This window comes from Alteromonas sp. R7, from assembly GCF_055755235.1.
In genome coordinates, this window is the sequence record NZ_JBVTQX010000001.1 from 485,877 (window position 1) to 505,881 (window position 20,005).

14 protein-coding genes are annotated in these 20,005 nt (G+C 42.0%); 5 read left to right on the forward strand and 9 right to left on the reverse strand.

Annotated features, from left to right (window positions below; all coding sequences use genetic code 11):
• Nucleotides 1–2: 2 nt before the first annotated feature.
• The 5 genes from AC0J2X_RS02025 to AC0J2X_RS02045 form a co-directional block, all read right to left on the reverse strand.
• On the reverse strand, nt 3–2,690 hold the full coding sequence (locus AC0J2X_RS02025) for a tetratricopeptide repeat protein (protein WP_156086685.1): 2,688 nt from the start codon (nt 2,688–2,690) through the stop codon (nt 3–5).
• Between the two features lie 129 nt (nt 2,691–2,819).
• Nucleotides 2,820–3,782: a PEP-CTERM sorting domain-containing protein gene (locus AC0J2X_RS02030; RefSeq protein ID WP_139125433.1), complete on the reverse strand. Its 963-nt coding sequence runs from the start codon at nt 3,780–3,782 to the stop codon at nt 2,820–2,822.
• 100 nt (nt 3,783–3,882) lie between these two features.
• Complete coding sequence (locus AC0J2X_RS02035) at nt 3,883–5,604, reverse strand: FAD-binding protein (RefSeq protein ID WP_156086684.1); 1,722 nt, start codon at nt 5,602–5,604, stop codon at nt 3,883–3,885.
• 94 nt (nt 5,605–5,698) lie between these two features.
• The gene (locus AC0J2X_RS02040; protein WP_156086683.1) at nt 5,699–6,538 is read right to left on the reverse strand and encodes a PEP-CTERM/exosortase system-associated acyltransferase; all 840 of its coding nucleotides are present in this window, start codon (nt 6,536–6,538) and stop codon (nt 5,699–5,701) included.
• Between the two features lie 63 nt (nt 6,539–6,601).
• Nucleotides 6,602–7,354, reverse strand: a complete 753-nt coding sequence (locus AC0J2X_RS02045) for a YdcF family protein (RefSeq protein ID WP_231506521.1) — start codon at nt 7,352–7,354, stop codon at nt 6,602–6,604.
• 62 nt (nt 7,355–7,416) lie between these two features.
• Here AC0J2X_RS02045 and AC0J2X_RS02050 point away from each other — a divergent pair, with 62 nt between their 5' ends.
• A complete protein-coding gene (locus AC0J2X_RS02050; RefSeq protein ID WP_156086682.1) occupies nt 7,417–8,187 on the forward strand; it encodes a S1 family peptidase in 771 nt (256 codons plus the stop codon).
• Between the two features lie 241 nt (nt 8,188–8,428).
• Nucleotides 8,429–9,445, forward strand: coding sequence for an NAD-dependent epimerase (locus AC0J2X_RS02055; RefSeq protein WP_156086681.1), 1,017 nt, complete (start codon nt 8,429–8,431; stop codon nt 9,443–9,445).
• A 33-nt stretch (nt 9,446–9,478) separates the two neighbouring features.
• Here the strand turns inward: AC0J2X_RS02055 and AC0J2X_RS02060 are convergent, their stop codons facing one another.
• The 4 genes from AC0J2X_RS02060 to AC0J2X_RS02075 all read right to left on the reverse strand — a co-directional run bounded on the left by AC0J2X_RS02060 (nt 9,479) and on the right by AC0J2X_RS02075 (nt 15,876).
• Entirely contained in the window at nt 9,479–10,363 is an 885-nt protein-coding gene (locus tag AC0J2X_RS02060) for a patatin-like phospholipase family protein (protein ID WP_472995723.1), read from the reverse strand.
• A gap of 396 nt (nt 10,364–10,759) precedes the next feature.
• Entirely contained in the window at nt 10,760–12,955 is a 2,196-nt protein-coding gene (locus tag AC0J2X_RS02065; RefSeq protein WP_156086680.1) for a malate synthase G, read from the reverse strand.
• 98 nt (nt 12,956–13,053) lie between these two features.
• Nucleotides 13,054–13,998, reverse strand: a complete 945-nt coding sequence (locus tag AC0J2X_RS02070; protein WP_014950208.1) for a LysR family transcriptional regulator — start codon at nt 13,996–13,998, stop codon at nt 13,054–13,056.
• A gap of 282 nt (nt 13,999–14,280) precedes the next feature.
• Complete coding sequence (locus tag AC0J2X_RS02075; RefSeq protein WP_014950207.1) at nt 14,281–15,876, reverse strand: isocitrate lyase; 1,596 nt, start codon at nt 15,874–15,876, stop codon at nt 14,281–14,283.
• Between the two features lie 437 nt (nt 15,877–16,313).
• Between AC0J2X_RS02075 and AC0J2X_RS02080 the strand changes: the two genes are divergently transcribed.
• The 3 genes from AC0J2X_RS02080 (at nt 16,314) to glsB (ending at nt 19,996) form a co-directional block, all read left to right on the forward strand.
• On the forward strand, nt 16,314–17,273 hold the full coding sequence (locus AC0J2X_RS02080) for a chemotaxis protein CheV (protein ID WP_156078630.1): 960 nt from the start codon (nt 16,314–16,316) through the stop codon (nt 17,271–17,273).
• Nucleotides 17,274–17,506: 233 nt separating this feature from the next.
• Entirely contained in the window at nt 17,507–18,985 is a 1,479-nt protein-coding gene (locus tag AC0J2X_RS02085; RefSeq protein WP_014950205.1) for an alkaline phosphatase, read from the forward strand.
• Nucleotides 18,986–19,087: 102 nt separating this feature from the next.
• Complete coding sequence (glsB, locus tag AC0J2X_RS02090) at nt 19,088–19,996, forward strand: glutaminase B (protein WP_014950204.1); 909 nt, start codon at nt 19,088–19,090, stop codon at nt 19,994–19,996.
• Nucleotides 19,997–20,005: the final 9 nt, after the last annotated feature.

Consider the following 20,005-nt stretch of genomic DNA (forward strand, 5'->3'; position numbering starts at 1 on the left):
TACTAATTTTTTACGTCTTTTGAAATACGCTCGTACAAAGATAAATCTTCTTTATTTAACCCCGACTTCTCTACCTTAGCTAATGCCTTTTGAGCTTGGGTCTTCTCGTTTAGATGCATATATGCGTTTGCTAATAAGAGGGTGTTAGCGTCAGAACTCGCATTATTTGAGAAGTTTGTTATTTCATTGAAACGATTCAAAGAGGTTAAAATTCGAAATAGCGTATCTAGATACTCTTGGTTTGAATCGTTTGACTTGACTACACTCTTAGCAACTTCGAAAGCTCTGTCGTCTTTCCCTTCAAGGTGTAACACCCACGCATAGTTATTTAATAAATCAGAGTTGCCACTTGATTGACTTACTATGTCTTCAAAAATAGCTATCGACTTATCGTTATCTTTTCCTATCAAAGACTCGGCTAAAAGCGCTTTTATCGATATATCGTTAGGATGTAGTTTGAGGTGCTCTATAAGAATACTGTTGTCGACGGTACCTCGTTTTAGATTAAGTACATGAAGTAATTTTAGCGTGTGGGAGTTACTAGTCTCTCTGTAAGCTTTTGCAAGTAACGATTCAGCTTCGTCTAAATTATTTTGCTTAATAGCGTACGAACCTCTAAGGTAATCTAATAACCCTGATGGCAGGTTAGGTTTTTTCTCAATCTGTCCAATCTTATATTTCGCTTTAGATAAGTTCCCAGCGTAGATGTAGAGTGAAGCAAGCTTTGCATCCAGCGCAAGGCTTTCTTTTCGACGCTCAAGAGAGTGAGGGACCTGCTCCAGCACTGAGATAGCTTCTTCAATTTGGCCTGCTTTCTCAAGATAAGTTGCAAGTGCAATGTTCGGGCGAGTGCTATCCGGGAACTGTATATTCCATGCCTTGACCACTTCCCTTGCTTGATTTAAGTCATTCGAGCGACCCGCTAGATAAAATTGTAATTCCCAATACTGATTGATTAGTTTTGCCTTATCGGCATCTACAGAATTCATAACCCTTTGAGCAAGTTCATTTGCTCCTTGAGTAGCGAAAATGCCCGCTTTCATTAATTTGAAAAGAACATTGTCATCAAATTCAGAAATGGCGTTATCAATATAGCTATGCAATTTTGATTCGTATTTCTTATTTTTTGAAAGTGTTTGGAAGGCTAGGTATAGCTTCAACACAATGACATCGTTGAGGTTATTCTCTAATATCTTATCTAAAGATTTCAGAGCTCCTTCGTAGTCTTTATTCTTCGCTGCAGACTGAGCCATAAACATATGAGCAGCCCTGTTTGTGGGCAAAAGTTCCAAAGTGCCTTCATAAACTGATCTAGCGCTATCTCGGTCTCCTTTAGCAATAAAGATGGCAGCCTTGTAGTTCATGACCTTTACTTTATCATTTGTTCTCTCTAACCACTTGTCTACATAATTTAGAGCTTCACCAAATTGAGCTTTATTCATCATCATTGCGACTTGAATGAGATTATAAGTGTTATCCGAAGTGTCGCCCGGTTTACTCAGTGTTTCAGAGCTTCCTTCACGTGCTAACTCGATAAGCCCGCTAAGAACCCTTGCTCTAGGAGATTCGCTCTGTGCCAGCTTTGATTGTAGAGTCACCCATTCTCTAGCATGACTCTCAGTTCCCACAAGTTGTCCAATGGTTGATACATCCAGTTCTGAAAGTGTTTCTTGAGTTGCTAAGGTTTCTAGAGCATCGTCAGTGATACCTAATTTAACTTTGGTAGCAACAAGCATCGTATTTGCTAGTTCATTGCCCGGGTCCATATTTGTTGCTTTTTCAAAGCTACTTAATGCTGATTCGTAATTCTGAGAGTTAAACTCTAAAAGCCCTTTTGTTAACGAAACAGAAGGTAAGTTTATCCCGTAGGTATCAGCTAAGGATATGGCGTTATATGCCTCAACATTTTTATTTTCGCTTAATAAAATTAAACTATTAAGGTAATTAGCCATTGGGTTTTTAGAAAATCTCGCAAGAACAGGGGTTACAAGTTCTTTCGCTTTTTTAAAGTCATTATTAACTAGCAAAGCTTGAGCTAATGGCAAATTGATGTTCAATACGTTAGGGTTATTTTTCTTATACGCATTATAAACTGTTATCATTCCGTCAATATTATTCGACCGCCTTAATAGATCGCCCATCACAAGCAGTTCAATATCGGATGTGGAATTGTCAATTAGTGGTGAAACATCTAAGCTTGTAAGAGTGTTGCTATTAAATGCTTCAAAGACGCTAAATACGGCTGTGTCGCCTTCTATTCTTTCTAAATCTATAGAGTTTGATAGTGCGACGCTAGACCACGCTTCTGCCAACATACAATCGCGACAAGTACTGTTTTTATCTATAAGTCTTTGGTAACTGCTATCAAAACTAAGGATAGCTATTTGTGCGTTTAAACTCTCAGCTTTGCTCTGTTCGGATGGGGTTAGCGCTTCAATATCTACTTTTTCGAGTTGCTGTTTGGCGCCAATTGTGTTGCCATTTAGTAAGTAAACTTCTGTAAGCAATAGCCTGAGGCCAGGTGTTGGCTCCTCACTCATCGCTTGTTTAATTAATACTTCAGCCTCTCTTGATTGCCCTTTCTCAAGTGCAACTTTGGTTTCTTGAATGTAATCTTGGTGAGCCTTTGGTGTGCATCCAATACAAGTTAATAGAGCGAGCGCAGCAAATTGAATATTTTTTTTTAGCATTTTAAAACTTCTAACGTCCGTGAGTTTACCTTGATAAAGGTATCGTGCTTTTTAATAAGTGACAAGAAGTATTAAGATAGTATAAAAAAAAGCCGGATTAAAATCCGGCTTTTCTTATAAAGACAATGATTACTTTTGCTTTCTACGGCGAGCTGTTAAGCCCAAGCCCAGCAAGCCGAATGCAGCCATCGCTAACGTAGTAGGCGCTGGAACAAGCGTTGATTGAACAGTTGATGATTGAGAAATTGTTAACTGATAAGTACCAGCACTAACATTTGCCCAGCCTGACGTGAAATCTACGTTGTTACCTGAACGAACGATTAGGTCGCCTAGTCCAGGTTGGTCAATTGCGATATCGTTAAATGTCACGCTTGATGGACCACCTGTAAGAGATACTGTGTTTCCAGTGTTAAAGCTCACTAACTCAATTCCAAATGTCGCTTTAGCTGTAGATGTAGCTGTTCTTAAACTATCATTAGCGATATCCGGCGAGATAAATGCATCAACCAGATAATCCATCAGTGCACTGAATCGCACATTAATATCTGTCAACATATTGAGTGTAAACGTGGTAAGAATATCATTCGCGATATTACTATTGGCACCCGCGCTTTCATTGTTACCAGCAGCAATACCCGCATCCGCATATGTAAATCCGGTAGCACCAGAACCAATCGCACTGCCTGAAACTTGAGCGTCAGCCACTGAGTAGTAAAACGCGTCACTCGCAACCAAATTGCCACCATCAACAGATTGGCCATTATTGGTAAGACCTAAAACTCCGCAAGATGAACCTAGGCAAAGTAAGTCTGCATCAGAATCTGCTGTGGCAGAAGCTTGTGAATCTAAGTCTGAGTCTGAAGCACCATTGTTGTCAGTGAAAGTGCTTGTTGATCGTGAACCACCCGGAAGGATAGAAATAAAGTCAAGAGGATTAACTGGATCAGGTACCAAGTCGCCATCAGTATCGATTTGAACAACAAGATCATTTAATTCTAAATAAGCTGTTGCAGATACCCCAGCAGTCGCATTTGAAGCTGTAACAAGAGCTCCCGCAATCGCTGCATATTTGATAGTTGTTGCAAATTTCATTTTCCACGCTCCGTTGTTTTGAACAGTAGGTCTGTTATACGTTGTTAACATAAGCATGCAACGTGCCATTTTTTAAGTATTTGATTATTATGGTTTTATTTCATTCGCGTTTGCGTGTTGTAAAATTTTTAGACACTAATTGATATTTTGAAGGAGAGATGACATTACAAGGATCAAAATAAGATTTAAGTTCAGGGAGCTCAAAAGGTAGCGGTAGATGCTGTCGATTGAGAAAGTGATTGGAAAGCGTAGACATTCTATACTGAAGGAAGCCCATGGAAGCACACTTAAGCATTATTTCTTGATAGCAAGCTAAAGCTTGTTCTTCTTCCTTCTCTTTTTGTCTATCCCATGAAAGAGATAATACACACTCCATTGTTCTTTCATTTATAAGGGTTACTGAGATTGGACTTTCTAAACTATACTTCTTACATGTTTCACTCATGATAGAAGTAATTAATTTAAAATCTTTGCTCGATATTTCAGAGCAGGGCGCGCCCCATAGCAAACCTACTTTGTCTTGACTTGGATTGGGCACGTTATCTGTTAACTTCTGAAGGTTTCTCCAATAAATGGTTCGAAGAAATTCATTGCTAGGAGTCCCTTGTTTTATTTTACATAATTCTATTAGGCTCTTTCTCAGAGCAAGTTTAGCGCCTATTTTTCTGGCTATACCACTATTACTGGAAACTAGTTTTTTAACTAAAGCTCTATTATATTTAGGAGTAATAGACAGCGTTTTCTTAATAAAGCTGAGCTTTTCTTTGTCAATGAATAAAGGTTTTACACCTAGTTTTTTCATCGCGGTCTTAAGATCTTTAATATGCGCTTTGACTTGGTTTTTAGTTCCGTACATCCCTCCTGAAAGCGTCCAATCATCTAAACCGAATTTGCGGATCAATTTGTTTAACTCTTCGTAATCATACGATTTAATTAGATTTGGAAATTCTACAGCAAGTAATTGGAGTGTCTTCATGTTGTTTCCAATATGTGCAGCACTGTGTATGGTGTTTTGTTTTCTCAGGATTGCACAAGTATCAATCATTTGATCAATATCTTCTTCTTTGAATGGTATGAAGTAAGCAACGAAACAATCAGGTTTTTTCAAAAGCTTAATTGTAAGGCTTGTTACAATTGAAACATTATTTTGAATCACGAGACCTGTCAGGTCAGGGCCGATGCTATAGGTTCTGGTTGCTATTTTCCCGTCAATTTCAAATGACGTACCATCGGTTGATGTCACAAAATGTGTAGGTGCTTCTTCTTTATTGTTGGGAGTGATAATTTCTGCATGCAGAATATTCTTAGCGTGCTCAGCGAGTGGAGTATGACCAAAACCCCGTTCAAGATAGTTTCCGGTGACGCTTGCAAATTTTGGCGCTCCAGTAGTGTCATGTATATGGATATCACCGTTTTTTATTAAAAATTCACTAATGGCTTCTTGTGATACTCCTGGTTCTACTGTTATGTGTCCACTTGATTTCTTGTAGTAACTTATTCTTTTAAATTCACTTAAATCCAAGGCAATACAATTTGAAGCGTAGGGCTCTTTACCTCCATAACCTAAGTTGGCGCCTCTACTGTAGGGGTGAACAGCAAATCCATTGCATTTTGCAAGTTCTATTATCTTAATTATTTCCATATATCGCGAAGAGCCATCGGATTCGGAAGGGTATGGTTTAACGACCAATATAGCTGAATTTTTTTCTGGATACGTGATGTACGCATCGTTAGTGTCGACAAATAATATCTGTGATGACCGAAAGCCAGAAGTTAGTAGAAGGTTTTTCAGTTGCTCAAACCCAAAGTCTAATGTTCTCATAAATAGTTCCTAACGCGCCTGAAAACTGGAATGCAATGTATTTGGTAAAGAGCACCAGGCTCGGCAAAAGTAATTAGAGTGTTTAGACGCTTCTCTAGTCTCGAGGATACTTCTCAACTTGATGCTGTATGTTTTTCAACATTATTTTAAAGCTAGGCCTTAAATTAGCGTAGAGCAGTGATGGATTGATATAATAGGGTGCACGCCTACCATGATAGTCAATAACGGGACCAACCTGCTCAAACTGAATGCCCACAAACCTCATACTTCGGGCAAGACGTGGTTCCATCATAACATACGTATGTTTTATATTATTGTGCATAACTAAAGCAGCAGCAGAGAAGTAAAGCCCGATGGCGATAAAGGGGAAACACCTTAATTCATTTTCAGAGTACGTATGTTCATTAATTACACCTGTCGCAGCACCAGAAAACCGGTCCATCTGACGCTTCCGAAACTCAAGTGGAACTGCGAGTCGAGATATCTCGCAAATGTCTTTCCGTGCAAAGTTACGTGGGTTCAGAGTTTCATGAGTAATTGAATTAATGCAGTATTTCTCAATAGGGAGAAGTTGGTTTTCTATCTGGGGTCTAACCAAACGTACTGTCCCAGCATAGTGACCTGAGACTTTATGTCTTATTAAACAAGGGCTCGAGAATTTATCGAATTCGTCAGTTTCAAGACAATTGTTTTTGAGTGGTTCAAACTCGAGCTCTTCACAATAAACTTTATGTCTAATATTAAAGCTCTCAGTACGTGTATTTTCGGACTGCGCAACTACTGGCTCTAAGAACTCGGAAAAGTGTTTTGAGATGAACTTGGCTTCTTGGAGTTTTTCCAACCCCCCAAGAGCCTTTCCCAATTTACTGTCCCGGCCGACAATTGACTTCACGCGTCCTATTATTGTTTTATTAGCCACTAAACTTTGGTCCACACAAAAAACGTCCTTCAAAACAGTCTAGCAAATCTTTTCGATAATTTGCCTAATCCTTTTATACTATTTTTCCAAAACATGGTACTTCACTATTGCCAAGTATTCGTATATCGCTCTTCTAGTGCGCTCTAATGCTAGAATTGAAGGAAGTGAAAGAAAAGGATTTAATTCCCCAGAGCTTTGAAAATCAACTTGAAAAATCTCTGAGTTTATATCAGCGTTTTTTAGTATCTGAGCTAATCGATATTGGTGAGTGGCGCTTGTTACGGTTACTAGGGTCATGTGGCCAAATCTAGTTTTTAATGCTTCAACCTCTGATAGTGAGTCGGTACCTTCAGGTATTGAAATCACTTTATCAGGAGTTACCCCTAATGTTTCAAGAAATTGCTTTGCTTTTTCTGAATATTTAACATCTTTATCAGCAAGAAAGCTTCCCCCCGTAACTATAATTGGGATTTTCAATTCATCAGAAAAAATCTTAGCTTGAATCAACCGTTGGATTGAACACTCGTGCCAACGCGAAACTTCTGGTAGATCGTATTGCGTTTGATAATAGCATGCAGGAACAAATATAGCGTCACTTCTAGTTAAATCGGATGAATGATAGCGTTTGCTGTTGTACTCTAACGGATAAAGTAAAACGTTTGCCACCCATGGTTGAGAGCAAACCATCAACATGAGTACACCCATTAACAAAATTTTCTTCCCAGTGTTCAAATAATTTGCCCGTTTGAAAGCATATGACATAAGTATTAGCAATACGCTGATAGTTAGGGGGGATATTAAAAGCAGAATTATTTGTTTTAAAAAATCCATTGTTATCTTACGGTGTACTTTGGTTAAAGTTATTAAGCTAACGCTCAACTGGGAAAAAATACATGAAAACTTTAATTATTTGGATTTTAGTGCTGTTGGAATTACTGACTCAGAGTGTAGCAGCAGATAATGATGTAACCCCTTTTACTTCTATTGTGAAATCAGTCTCCAAAGGAACTGTTGCCGTAGCTGTCGATGCGCCAATTAAGCACAGTGCACCAAGGGTATTAGGGACGGGGTTTATTGTAGCAAACGGTTTTTTCGCAATCACAAATTATCACGTGGTATCTGAAGATTTAGACCCCACAATAGTTGAAAGTTACGTAGTCCTAAGTGGTGAAGGTACAGTAGTAAAAAAAATTAAAGCAGAAGTCTTAAAGATTGATCCTAAGCATGATTTAGCATTGTTAAAGTTGGACTCCCCCTTACCTGCATTGAAACTTGGAGATGATGAATTGTTAGAACCTGGGTCAGAAATCGCGTTAACGGGCTTCCCAATTGGCGCTATTTTGGGTTTATATCCTGCTACACACAGAGGGTATATTTCTGCAATAACGCCAGACGCAATCCCAGCGTTAAATAGCAACCAATTAACTAATACCATGATGGCACGCTTAAAGAACGTAAGCCTAATTTATCAACTGGATGCAATTGCTTATCCAGGCAACAGTGGCAGTCCCTTGTACGACCCTCGAACAGGAGAGGTAATTGGTGTAATAAACAAAGTTCTAGTAAAAGATACAAAAGAAAGTGCACTTGCTTCACCAACTGGTATTTCATATGCAGTACCTATTCGGTTTGTAACCACCCTGTTGAAAGGAGCTACAAATTAACTCTAGAACAGTAATTAGATATTTTATGGTGCATTATTTGCTAACTGTTTTTTATTTTCTTAATTCAAACTATAAAAACTTTGCCGACCAAGAGCTGAGCTTTATGTAGCATAGTTAACTGACAAGGCTAGTTTTATAGAAGTAGGTTGTATAAGAATTCTGTCGCTCGTTTGAACTAGAATAAAGCACGAGCGTATCAGTGATACTTTAATTTAAAATACGAAATCCAAGGGATTAATAAATGAAAATCTTAGTCACCGGAGCAGCTGGTTTCATTGGTGCAGCTGTATCGCAATACCTTATCAATCGTGGTGACCAAGTTGTCGGGATTGACAACATTAACGATTATTACGATGTGAATTTAAAGCACGCTCGTCTGGACGAGATTAAATCATCTACTGCTGCTGATTTATTTTCATTTATCGAGATGGGGGTAGAAGAGCGCGACAAAATGGCTGCGCTTTTTGAAGAGCACAAATTTGATAGAGTGGTGCATTTGGCTGCTCAAGCTGGTGTGCGTTATTCACTTGAAAATCCTAACGCTTACGTCGACTCAAATATTGTTGGCTTTGTGAATATTCTAGAAGGGTGTCGCCATAATAACGTCGAGCATTTGGTCTACGCGTCATCTAGCTCAGTCTACGGTGCGAATGAAACTATGCCGTTTTCAGAACAGCATAACGTAGATCATCAAGTTAGCTTGTATGCGGCTTCTAAAAAAGCTAACGAGCTAATGGCTCATACTTATAGTCACCTGTATAACTTGCCTACAACGGGGCTGCGCTTTTTCACTGTTTACGGGCCTTGGGGCCGTCCAGACATGGCGCTTTTCAAGTTCACTAAGGCTATTTTGGAAGGTAAAACAATACAGGTTTACAACTATGGTAACCACCGTCGTGACTTCACTTATATCGATGATATCGTTGAAGGCGTAATTCGCTCATTGGATAATGTGGCTAAACCTAACGAGAATTGGGACGGCAGCAATCCAGATCCAAGTACGAGTAAGGCGCCCTATAAGGTATACAATATTGGTGCGCAGACACCAGTTCACCTTTTGAAGTTTATTGAAACCCTCGAAAGTGCATTGGGTATTGAGGCGAAGAAAGAACTTCTTCCTATGCAGCCGGGCGATGTGCCTGACACCTATGCTGATGTGTCGTCGCTCGTTGAAGATACTGGGTACCAGCCATCTACCGATGTTGAAACAGGCGTAAAAGCGTTTGTCGATTGGTATCGTGACTTTTATAAAGTGTAAGCGCTAGCGACTTATAATTACTTTCTGAAACCGTTAAAGTACACTGCTTCTCATAAATCCCGCACACTTTTTGGGCAAGAACTCTTTCGTGGTTGCATAACCGAGCTCAAAAAGTGTGTTCTTAATTTCAGGTGTAAGCGAAAAATCTACCGCGGAAATCTCCCCGGTATTCACCACCACGGTATTGTGCCAATACTTCGCATTGACGTACTCCCTGGATATTGCCGTCATAAACGTGCGAATAAGCATGCTGACGTATTGCGGCAGTTGAAGTAAGTTCTTTTTAATGGCCTTGCGTTTTTGTTCGGTGCTTTGCAGTCTGAAGCATACTGATGGCGTGCCATCGCCTCGCCAATCTTCAAACAGCGCATCTTCAGACAATATAGCGCCGTCTACTAGCAAGTGCTCTTTAAAGGGTTTGAACGAGAAGATGAGCGGTATCGACATAGAGTACCGCACTGCTTCTGACACCTTCATATCTGGAGAGGTTTGTTTGTTGAACAAAACTGGTCCGCCGCCGTTTACGTCGGTAGCGAGAATATGCAGGTTGAGTGGGAGGTCGGCAAACACTGCGCCTTCCAACTGTTCGTCAATCCATCGTTGAAATACGTCGCCAGAAGAAAGTCCGCCTTCCCGGAGTAATCTTACGAGTGAAAATTCAGTGAATTGCTTGAAATCAGTAACCAGTGCGAGCTCTCGCATTTGCTCCACTGTGTAACCTTTGGCGTAAAGCGAAGCGATAATCGAGCCACCTGATACACCCACTAAAGTGTCGAAGCCTACGTTCATGTCCTGCAGCGCTTTAATGATGCCGATATGGGCGCTCAATCTTGTTCCTCCACCTGAAAAGATGGGCACAATTTGCGTGACGTTCGCCTGTAATAAATTATTCGGTATTGCTGCCGAGGCTATCTGCATGTGCATACTCCAAACTAAGGAGGCTTTGCGCTAAGTGTTTAGTTCCAACGGAATAACAAACGCTGCGCCCCACACTATAAAAGCGTAGTTTACTCATGCATTATCAGCAAAGTATCAACGGGGAGATAAGCGATATCTTTAGTCTAAAGTGTTGCCATATCGCTACACAATTCGCTTTGAGTGTGTTTGCGAATTGATTTCACGTGTCGCGACAATAAATGCAAACGCATTAGTGATACACCAGCAATAAATAAAAAGGCTCACTTCTGTTTACTAACAGAGTGAGCCTTATTCAAATGCTTCTAATGAGGCTTGAAACTAGCTAGCTAATTCTTTGGTGTTTTACCGTATGGAATATAGCTATTAGATTCCAATTCTTAGCCCTCATATTTTGTACTAGCTCGCCGCAAGTTTTGCCTTCATTTCGCGGCGACGGGCGTGCAGTAAAGGTTCTGTGTAACCGCTAGGCTGCTCTTTACCTTTGAAGATTAGATCGCTTGCGGCTAAGAAGCCAATTGAGCTGTCTAAATCAGGTGCCATAGGGATATACTCAGGATCCCCCGCATTTTGCTCATCTACTAAGACAGCCATACGAGCCAAAGACTCTTTTACCTGATCTACACTTACAATGCCGTGCTCTAGCCAGTTAGCGATATGCTGAGATGAAATACGCAACGTCGCGCGGTCTTCCATCAAGCCTACATTGTTGATGTCAGGAACTTTCGAGCAGCCTACGCCTTGGTGAACCCAGCGTACAACGTAGCCTAAAATGCCCTGAACGTTATTGTCGATTTCACGCTTAATACTCTCACGCGTCAAAGTAGAGGCATCTTCTAACAATGGAATGGTAAGTATGTCAGCAAGGCCACTAAAGTTTTCATCTAGCGACTTTTGAACGTCAAACACATTTACATCGTGGTAATGAAGCGCGTGCAGTGTTGCTGCAGTAGGTGAGGGAACCCAAGCAGTATTAGCGCCAGCCTTAGGGTGGCCTATTTTGGCGGTCATCATATTTTGCATTTCATCAGGTATTGGCCACATGCCCTTACCAATTTGCGCTTTGCCAGAAAGGCCGCAGCGAAGGCCTACTGCAACGTTTGCAGTTTCATAAGCCTTAATCCACGCCATAGACTTGAGCGCGGCTTTTTCTGCAAAAGGGCCGGCAAGCATTGAGGTATGAATTTCATCACCGGTTCTGTCTAAGAAGCCCGTGTTAATGAACACAACGCGTGAAGTAGCCTCGGCAATACAAGCTTGTAGATTAATACTCGTACGGCGCTCTTCATCCATTATGCCCATTTTAAGGGTGTTAGCTGGAACATCGATAATCGCTTCGATAGCACCAAACAATGCGTTAGAGAATGCCACTTCTTCTGGCCCGTGCATTTTAGGTTTAACAATATAAATACTGCCTTCGCGGCTGTTTTTAAATTTGCTGTTTCCTAAAAGATCATGCTTTGCGATAAGTGAAGTGACTAAACCGTCCATGATCCCCTCTGGCACTTCTTCGCCGTCAAAGAGCATAGCATTGTTAGTCATAAGGTGGCCCACGTTTCTAACAAACATAAGGCTTCGACCAGAAAGTACTAGTTCGCCGTCTTTTAGCTTGTCTTGTGAAGCGTGTTTAGACGGCTGGTAGCTTCTATCGTCATGCATAGCGCGAACAAGCTGCTTGCCGCCCTTTGTCATTTCAATGCTTAGCGAGCCTTTCATTAAGCCTAACCAGTTGCTATACACCAAGGTTTTGTCTTCAGCGTCAACAGCAGCAACGGAATCTTCGCAGTCCATAATGGTGGTTAATGCAGCTTCAACCAGTACGTCTTTTACGTTTGCGGCATCGCTCTCGCCAATAGGATGAGTCGGGTCTAGTTGAATTTCAAAATGCAGACCGTTGTGTGCAAATAGCAGGCTTGACGGTGCGCTAATGTCACCTTGGTATCCTTGCCATTGCTCTGTGTTTGCTAAGGTGGTTTCATCGCCGTCGACAAGAGTGATCGCCAATTTACCCGATTCAATCTTATACTCAGTAACGTCAGCGTGGTTGCCTTTCGCAAGCGGTATCATGCTATCTAGATAGTCTTTCGCTTTCGCAACTACTTTGGCGCCGCGTACGGGGTTGTAGCTTTTTCCCGCTTCTGCTCCACCTTCGTTGCTGATGACATCAGTGCCGTATAGTGCGTCGTAAAGGCTTCCCCAACGGGCATTTACCGCGTTAAGTGCATAGCGAGCGTTATTGATTGGCACGACTAGCTGAGGGCCTGCCATTGTTGCTATTTCGGCGTCTACATTTTGTGTTTGTGCACTTACTTGTGACGGCTGCTCAACAAGGTAACCAATGCTTTTTAGGAAGTCGGTATATTCGTTTCCGTTTACTGGGTTACCAGCTTTATGATAATCGTCGATAGCGCGCTGAAGCTGTTCTCGCTTTTCTAATAGTGCGCGATTTTGAGGAATGAATTTTTCGAAGAGGGTTTCTGCACCTTGCCAAAAGGTGTCTTTATCTACGCCTGTGCCAGGAAGTGCCTGTTCATTAATAAAGTTATCGAGTTGTTCGGCAACCTGTAGTCGGCCTCTAGTAATATATCCTTGCATAACTACCTCTATACATTTGTCTGTTCACCCAGTGTAGTGTGTATAGAGATAGTTTTTTAATTTATGGTTTGTATTTCTGCCATATATTTTGTGAATGTTTAGCCCGCATTCATTTCGCTAGCTACATCGCTGATTAAGCGGCGCAACCAAATGTGACCTGCGTCGTGGTGAAGTAAGGCGCTCCACGCCATTTTTAGCGCAATAGGTGGTATGTCGAAAGGCGGCTCTTTAATCACCACATCTGGGTCGTGTTTGAACAAACGCGCCGCTTTGCTTGGTAAGGTAGCAATAAGTTTTTGCTTTTTCGCAATCTGAAGCGCTGCATGGTAATGACGAGTAAATACGCGAATAGCACGCTGTTTTCCGATTTTTGTAAGCTCTGCGTCAACCCAACCCAATTTTTGTACTTCATTTGGATCGATACCTACACCTACGCCAAACCCAGTTTTACTCACCCAAATATGCTGGGCACTCAAGTAGCCTTCTAGGTTGCATTTTTCTACTAGCGGATGGTCGGAACTCATTACGCAGCTAAAGGTGTCATACCAGATAACTTTTTGGTGAAACGACAAAGGCAGTTCATCGAAGCGGTTGATTGCCATATCCACTTTACCTTGCTCGACATCGTGAAACGTCACGTCACTCGGCGTAATAAGGTCAAGCGTAATATTGGGCGCTAAATCCGCCAGTCTTCCAACAAGTTCAAGTAACAAGGTACTCTCTGCATAGTCACTGGTCATGATGCGGAAGGTTCGGTCGCTGGTTAACGGATCGAAATCAGTCTCGGGTTGAATAGAGCTTTCCAATCGACTAAGCACATCGCGAATAATGGGTTGTAGTTCAAGCGCGCGCTTAGTGGGGGTCATCCCATCGCTGGTACGCACTAAAAGTGGATCTTTAAATAGATCGCGAAGACGCTTCAGGCCGTTACTCATTGCTGGCTGAGTAATGCTTAGCTGGTTTGCAGCTTTTGTTACACTTCCTTCGCGCAACAGCACATCTAAATAAACCAATAAATTCAGGTCGACCTTCGCTATATTCATTATTCTAATGCTCTTTTTAAACCTAATTAAACATAGCTATTATAAAGCTTTTTTATTTCAATGTCAGATAAGCGTTTAGTCTTAAATTGGCCGTCGTTATACCTATAAGGTATTGAAATATAATTGTTATATTGTTTTTTTATGAAATTTAGGAAAATATGGCTTTTTTTGTTTTATGCAAAAAGCATAAGTGAAGTGAATGACGTGCACAAAAAAGGGCACCCGAAGGTGCCCTGTAGGAAAGGTTGGGATACTTTCCGTTTAACTCATTGCCTGTTCGCGTTATACGTCGAACTGGTTCATGGTGTTATCTTCACCAGACGCTTTAAGTGCACCTTCACCAGAGAAGTACTCTTTGTGTGTATCACCTAGGTCAGAACCTGCCATCGCTTGGTGCTTAACGCACGCTAGACCTTGGCGAATTTCTTGACGCTGAACACCGCGAACATAAGCAAGCATACCTTCTTCACCGAAGTAACCTTTTGCAAGGTTGTCAGTAGACAGCGCTGCAGTGTGGTAAGTCGGTAGCGTGATAAGGTGGTGGAAGATACCCGCTTCGCGTGCTGCGTCAGCCTGGAAGCTCTTAATCTTCTCGTCCGCTGCTGCTGCAAGTTCGCTGTCATCATAGTCGGCAGACATAAGTTTCGCGCGGTCGTAGCCAGATACGTCTTTGCCTTCTTCTGTCCAAGCATCAAACACTTGCTGACGGAAGTTAAGCGTCCAGTTGAATGATGGAGAGTTGTTATAAACCAGCTTTGCGTTTGGTACTTGTTCGCGAATAGCGTTAACCATTTCAGCAATTTGGCCAACGTGAGGCTTTTCAGTTTCAATCCAAAGCAAGTCAGCGCCGTGCTTAAGTGACGTTACGCAGTCAAGTACTACACGGTCAAAACCTGTGTTGTCTTTAAAGCGGAACAAGCCGTTTGGTAGACGCTCAGGCTTAACCAGTTTGCCACCTTGCTTAAGAACTAGGTCACCTTCACTTAGATCTTCTGCCCCTGCAACTTCGGTAGTTTTAAGGAAAGCATTGTACTGAGCAGCTAAGTCGCCTTCTGATGTAGATACTGGGATCTTCTGGGTAAGACCAGCACCTAGTGAGTCTGTACGTGCAACAATTACACCTTCATCAACACCTAGTTCAAGGAATGCATAGCGTACTGCATTGATTTTCGCTAGGAAGTCTTCGTGTGGCACGGTTACTTTACCGTCTTGGTGACCACATTGCTTCGCGTCCGATACTTGGTTCTCAATTTGGATACAGCATGCACCTGCTTCAATCATTTGCTTTGCAAGTAGGTAGGTTGCTTCTTCGTTACCAAAGCCCGCATCGATATCTGCGATAATTGGAACTACGTGAGTTTCGTAATTGTCGATTTCAGCTTGAATCGCAGCTACATCACCACCGTTTTTCTTAGCGTCGTCTAGCTTGTGGAAAAGGTCGCCCAATTCACGCGCATCTGCTTGGCGAAGGAAAGTATAAAGTTCTTCGATAAGCGCAGACACTGATGTTTTTTCATGCATTGATTGGTCAGGAAGAGGACCAAATTCAGAGCGAAGTGCTGCTACCATCCAGCCTGAAAGGTAAAGGTAGCTTTTGTTAGTTGTGCCTTGATGCTTTTTAACTGAAAGCATTTTTTGCTGACCTACAAAGCCATGCCAGCAGCCCAGTGACTGTGTGTACTGAGACGAATCTGCGTCGTATTCAGCCATGTCTTTGCGCATAATGCTTGCAGTGTAGCGAGCAATGTCTAAACCTGTTTTAAAACGGTTTTGAACCTTCATGCGTGCAGCGAATTCTGGGTTGATACCTTCCCAAGTTCCGTTTTGTGCTGCCTTTAATGTGGCGAAGTTATCAATGTCTTGTTGATATTGCGACATGAGCGTCTCTCCCGACTATAATTAAAATACTTAACGTTGTTTATGTTTACGCTGTAGGGCGTTCCCGTTGATTCCATTTCATCCTAGTGCCGGATTTGGAATAATAGAAATATATATTTTGCATTGCGGTCATTTATTTTGTGAATGACTGGCGCCGAGAGAAGTCTAGATACTGTAAATCTTTGACACCTTTGTTTGGTGGTTTTAAGGCAATGGGGCAGCAGTGGGGCAAGAAGTGGTCGGTAAAAAATAACTCACGTAGGTTGCAAACGCTTGCTGGTATTGACTATTTCGTCTGTCTATTAGCTAAAAGGGTAATAGCTTTGCTGGTGTGAGCAAGGTAAATTTAGGCGTAAAGCTTCACGCTAAATAATCTTGTCCGATACGAGGGCGCTTTTGTTTTAGCTTGTTGATATATAATATGAAAAGTGGGTGTTATGAGTAGTAGTGTATTGTCGTCAGTTGACCAAAGAACCAAGCTTGTTGGCGAGAACAGGCTTGAGCTTTTGATTTTTCAACTGGGAACGCGACACATTTTTGCCATGAACGTCTTTAAAATTAAAGAAGTTATAAACGTACCCAAGCTCAATATAATGCCGGGTTCACATCACAACCTGAAAGGCGTGATGAACTACCGAGGAAGTTCCATTCCAATTATAGACTTGCGTCAGGCAATCAAAATGCGCGGTGCAGCTACGCAAGCAACAGCGAAGAATGTCATTATCACTGAATATAACAGAAGCGTGCAGGGCTTCATTATTGGTGAAGTGAAAAACATAGTGAATACATCGTGGGGAACCATTCAGCCACCCCCTAGCGGCATTGGAAAATCCAATTATTTAACCGCCATAACTCAGGTGAATGTTGAGGGTAAACAAGAGCTGGTAGAAATCATCGATGTTGAAAAAGTACTCGCGGAAATCATCGATTACGACACATCTATCTCTGAAGAAGTGCTAGATAAAGACATTGTTAACCACTTCTTAGGCAAGAAAGTGTTGATAGTAGATGACTCAAGCACAGCAAGAAAACAGATTAAAGATACGTTAGAGCAGCTAGGTATAACAATCATCGAACGTAAAAACGGCGCTGAAGCGTTAGCGCTGCTGAAGAAGTGGGCCGATGAGGGGAAGAACCCAACCGACGAAATTTTGCTAATGTTTACCGACGCAGAAATGCCAGAAATGGACGGCTATCGGCTTACTTCTGAAGTGCGTAACGATCCTCGTATGAGCAATTTATTTATAGCACTCAACACATCATTAAGCGGAAGCTTCAACGACGCCATGGTAGAAAAAGTTGGATGTGACAGGTTTATCTCCAAATTCCAGCCCGACATGCTCGTTGACGTGGCACAACAGCGCATGCGCGAATACCTCTCATCACAAAATAAGTAGTCGCTTCCTTCTTTAAAGTTGCTAATTTAATGAGATGACCATCTGGTCATCTCATGCTTGCGTTATTTTGTCCAAAAGCTTTGAGCATCTTGCCAGCCTGCTTTACACTATTACATCTTATCGCTTTGCTAACACCTTTATGATCACCAAAGAATCATTCGCGATAGTGTCGTTATTGTTGTATCTGCGGGTATCCAGGCCAGTAGGTACCTTACTTACTCAGGGAAGTTTAAATGATTAAACAATTTGTTCGCACATCACTACTAAGTTGTGCGTCTATTGCTGTTCTTGCGGGTTGTGGTATCACTGAATCTATGACCGAATCAGCAAGTGCAACCGGTACGCAAACTAAAGGTGTACCGAAAAATATAATAATGGTTGTAGCCGACGGTATGGGGCCTGCCTATACCACGGCTTATCGTAATTATGTAGATGACCCGTCAACACCGAAAATCGAATCGGTTGTGTTTGACGATATTTTAGTGGGCAATGCTTCCACGTATCCTGCGCAAGTATCTGGTTACGTTACTGATTCAGCCGCTGCTGCAACCGCTCTTGCTACTGGCGTTAAGTCATACAACGGTGCAATTGGTGTTGATGTAAATAAACAACCAGTAAACTCTGTTATGTACCATGCTAAGAGTAAAGGCATGCGTACTGGTTTGGCAGTAACGTCTCAAATTGTTCATGCGACACCTGCGTCATACATTGCGCATAACGAAAGCCGTAAGAACTACAACGAAATAGCTGAAGATTTCTTTGATGTTCGCGTGGACGGTAAGTTTGTCGCTGACGTGATGCTAGGCGGTGGAACGTCTTACTTTGAACGCGATGACAGAGATATTTTGGCGCAGTTTATTGATGCTGGCTACGAATATGCCGATTCATATAACCGTCTGGCTTCAGTGCCTGCGGGAAGTAATGTTCTCGGTCTGTTTGCTCCAGTAGCGCTGCCTGCGGTATTGGATGACAAGCGCAAAAATCGTCTTGAGTACCTAACTCAACATGCTATTAAACACTTAGAAAACGACAATGGGTTCTTTCTTCTCGTTGAAGCAAGTCAAGTAGATTGGGCTGGTCACGCAAACGATATCGCGTCTGCCATGGCTGAGATGCACGACTTAGCGCAAACCATGGAATATTTGCGAGATTATGTAAAAACGAATCCTGACACCTTGGTTATTTTGACGGCGGATCACAGCACAGGTGGCTTAACCATTGGCGCAAACGGCGACTACCGCTGGAGCCCTGAACATCTTAAGTCTATGTCAGCCTCGGTAATGACAATTGCTTTAGAGATGGCAAATGAAGAGAACCCTGGCGAATTTGTGGCGCAGAAGCTTGGCTTGTCGTTGAGTGAAGAAGAGCTTGCCACGCTAGATAGCGTATCAAACCAAGATGATGAAACTCGCTTCATGGCAGTAAAAACCTTCTTAGACACCAAAACAAACACGGGGTGGACAACAGGCGGTCACACTGGTGTAGATGTTGAAGTATTTGCTTTTGGTGCTGGTTATCAATCGCTTATGGGGCAAATTGATAACACAGATATTGCAAAAACAATCTTCAGTTTTATCGATAAAAAACAGCCAGTAATAATCGATTCCGATTCAAATAAAGTATCAGAAAAGGTATCGACCAACATTGAGCTTACGTCAGACGAAGATGATGATGGCTTGTGTGACTTTAAGGAAGATTGGCGCTGTAACTAATCGCTACATTGTTTGTATAGAAATTAAAGCGCCAGCGTTTTTATAACAAGGCGCTTTATTTTTATCTGTGGTAAGCAGGAAAGGGGAACTATGAAAAACGAAATGCTGGCACTACTTCAAGATATCTATGATGAAGTTGAGCCCATGTTGGGCATGGGAAAAGTTGCCGACTACATCCCTGCGTTGGCCACGGTTAATCCACGGCAATTTGGCATTTCAATTTGCGATACAAACGGTCAAATAACGTCGATAGGCGATGCGAGCGTTCCTTTTTCTATTCAAAGTATCTCAAAAGTCTTTAATCTTGTTTTAGCTATCAATCACTACGGTGAAACCATGTGGGAGCGAGTTGGATGCGAGCCATCCGGCCTGCCGTTTAATTCTCTTGTACAGTTGGAATATGAAAACGGTATTCCCCGCAACCCCTTCATTAATGCCGGTGCGCTGGTGGTTAGTGATATGGTGCAATCTCGGTTCGCTTCCCCTTATATTGCCATGCGAGATTTCGTAAGACGCTTAAGCTGTAACGGCGATATCGTGGTAAATAAGGTGGTGGCGGAGTCTGAATACGAGCACCGCTCTCGCAATGCAGCAATGGCATATTTGATGAAAGCCTACGGAAATTTTGAAAACGAAGTGGAAGATGTGCTTCGTAATTATTTTCACAACTGTGCACTAGAAATGAGTTGTGAGGACTTGGCGCGCTCAACGAGCTTTCTTGCTAACGCAGGTTTTTCTACTTGCGCAAATGAAAAGGTGCTAACGCCTTATCAAACCAAACAAGTGAACGCGCTTCTGGCGACTAGCGGTATGTATGACGAAGCTGGGAGCTTTGCTTTTAAAGTAGGCTTGCCGGGTAAAAGTGGCGTAGGTGGAGGCATAGTGGCTGTTGTACCAGGACGCTTTTCAATATGCGTATTTTCGCCAGCGCTTAATAGCGTGGGTAATTCTCAGCTAGGTGTGGCGGCTTTGACATCGCTAAGTGAACGCATCAATTGGTCTATTTATTAGGGGCTATTA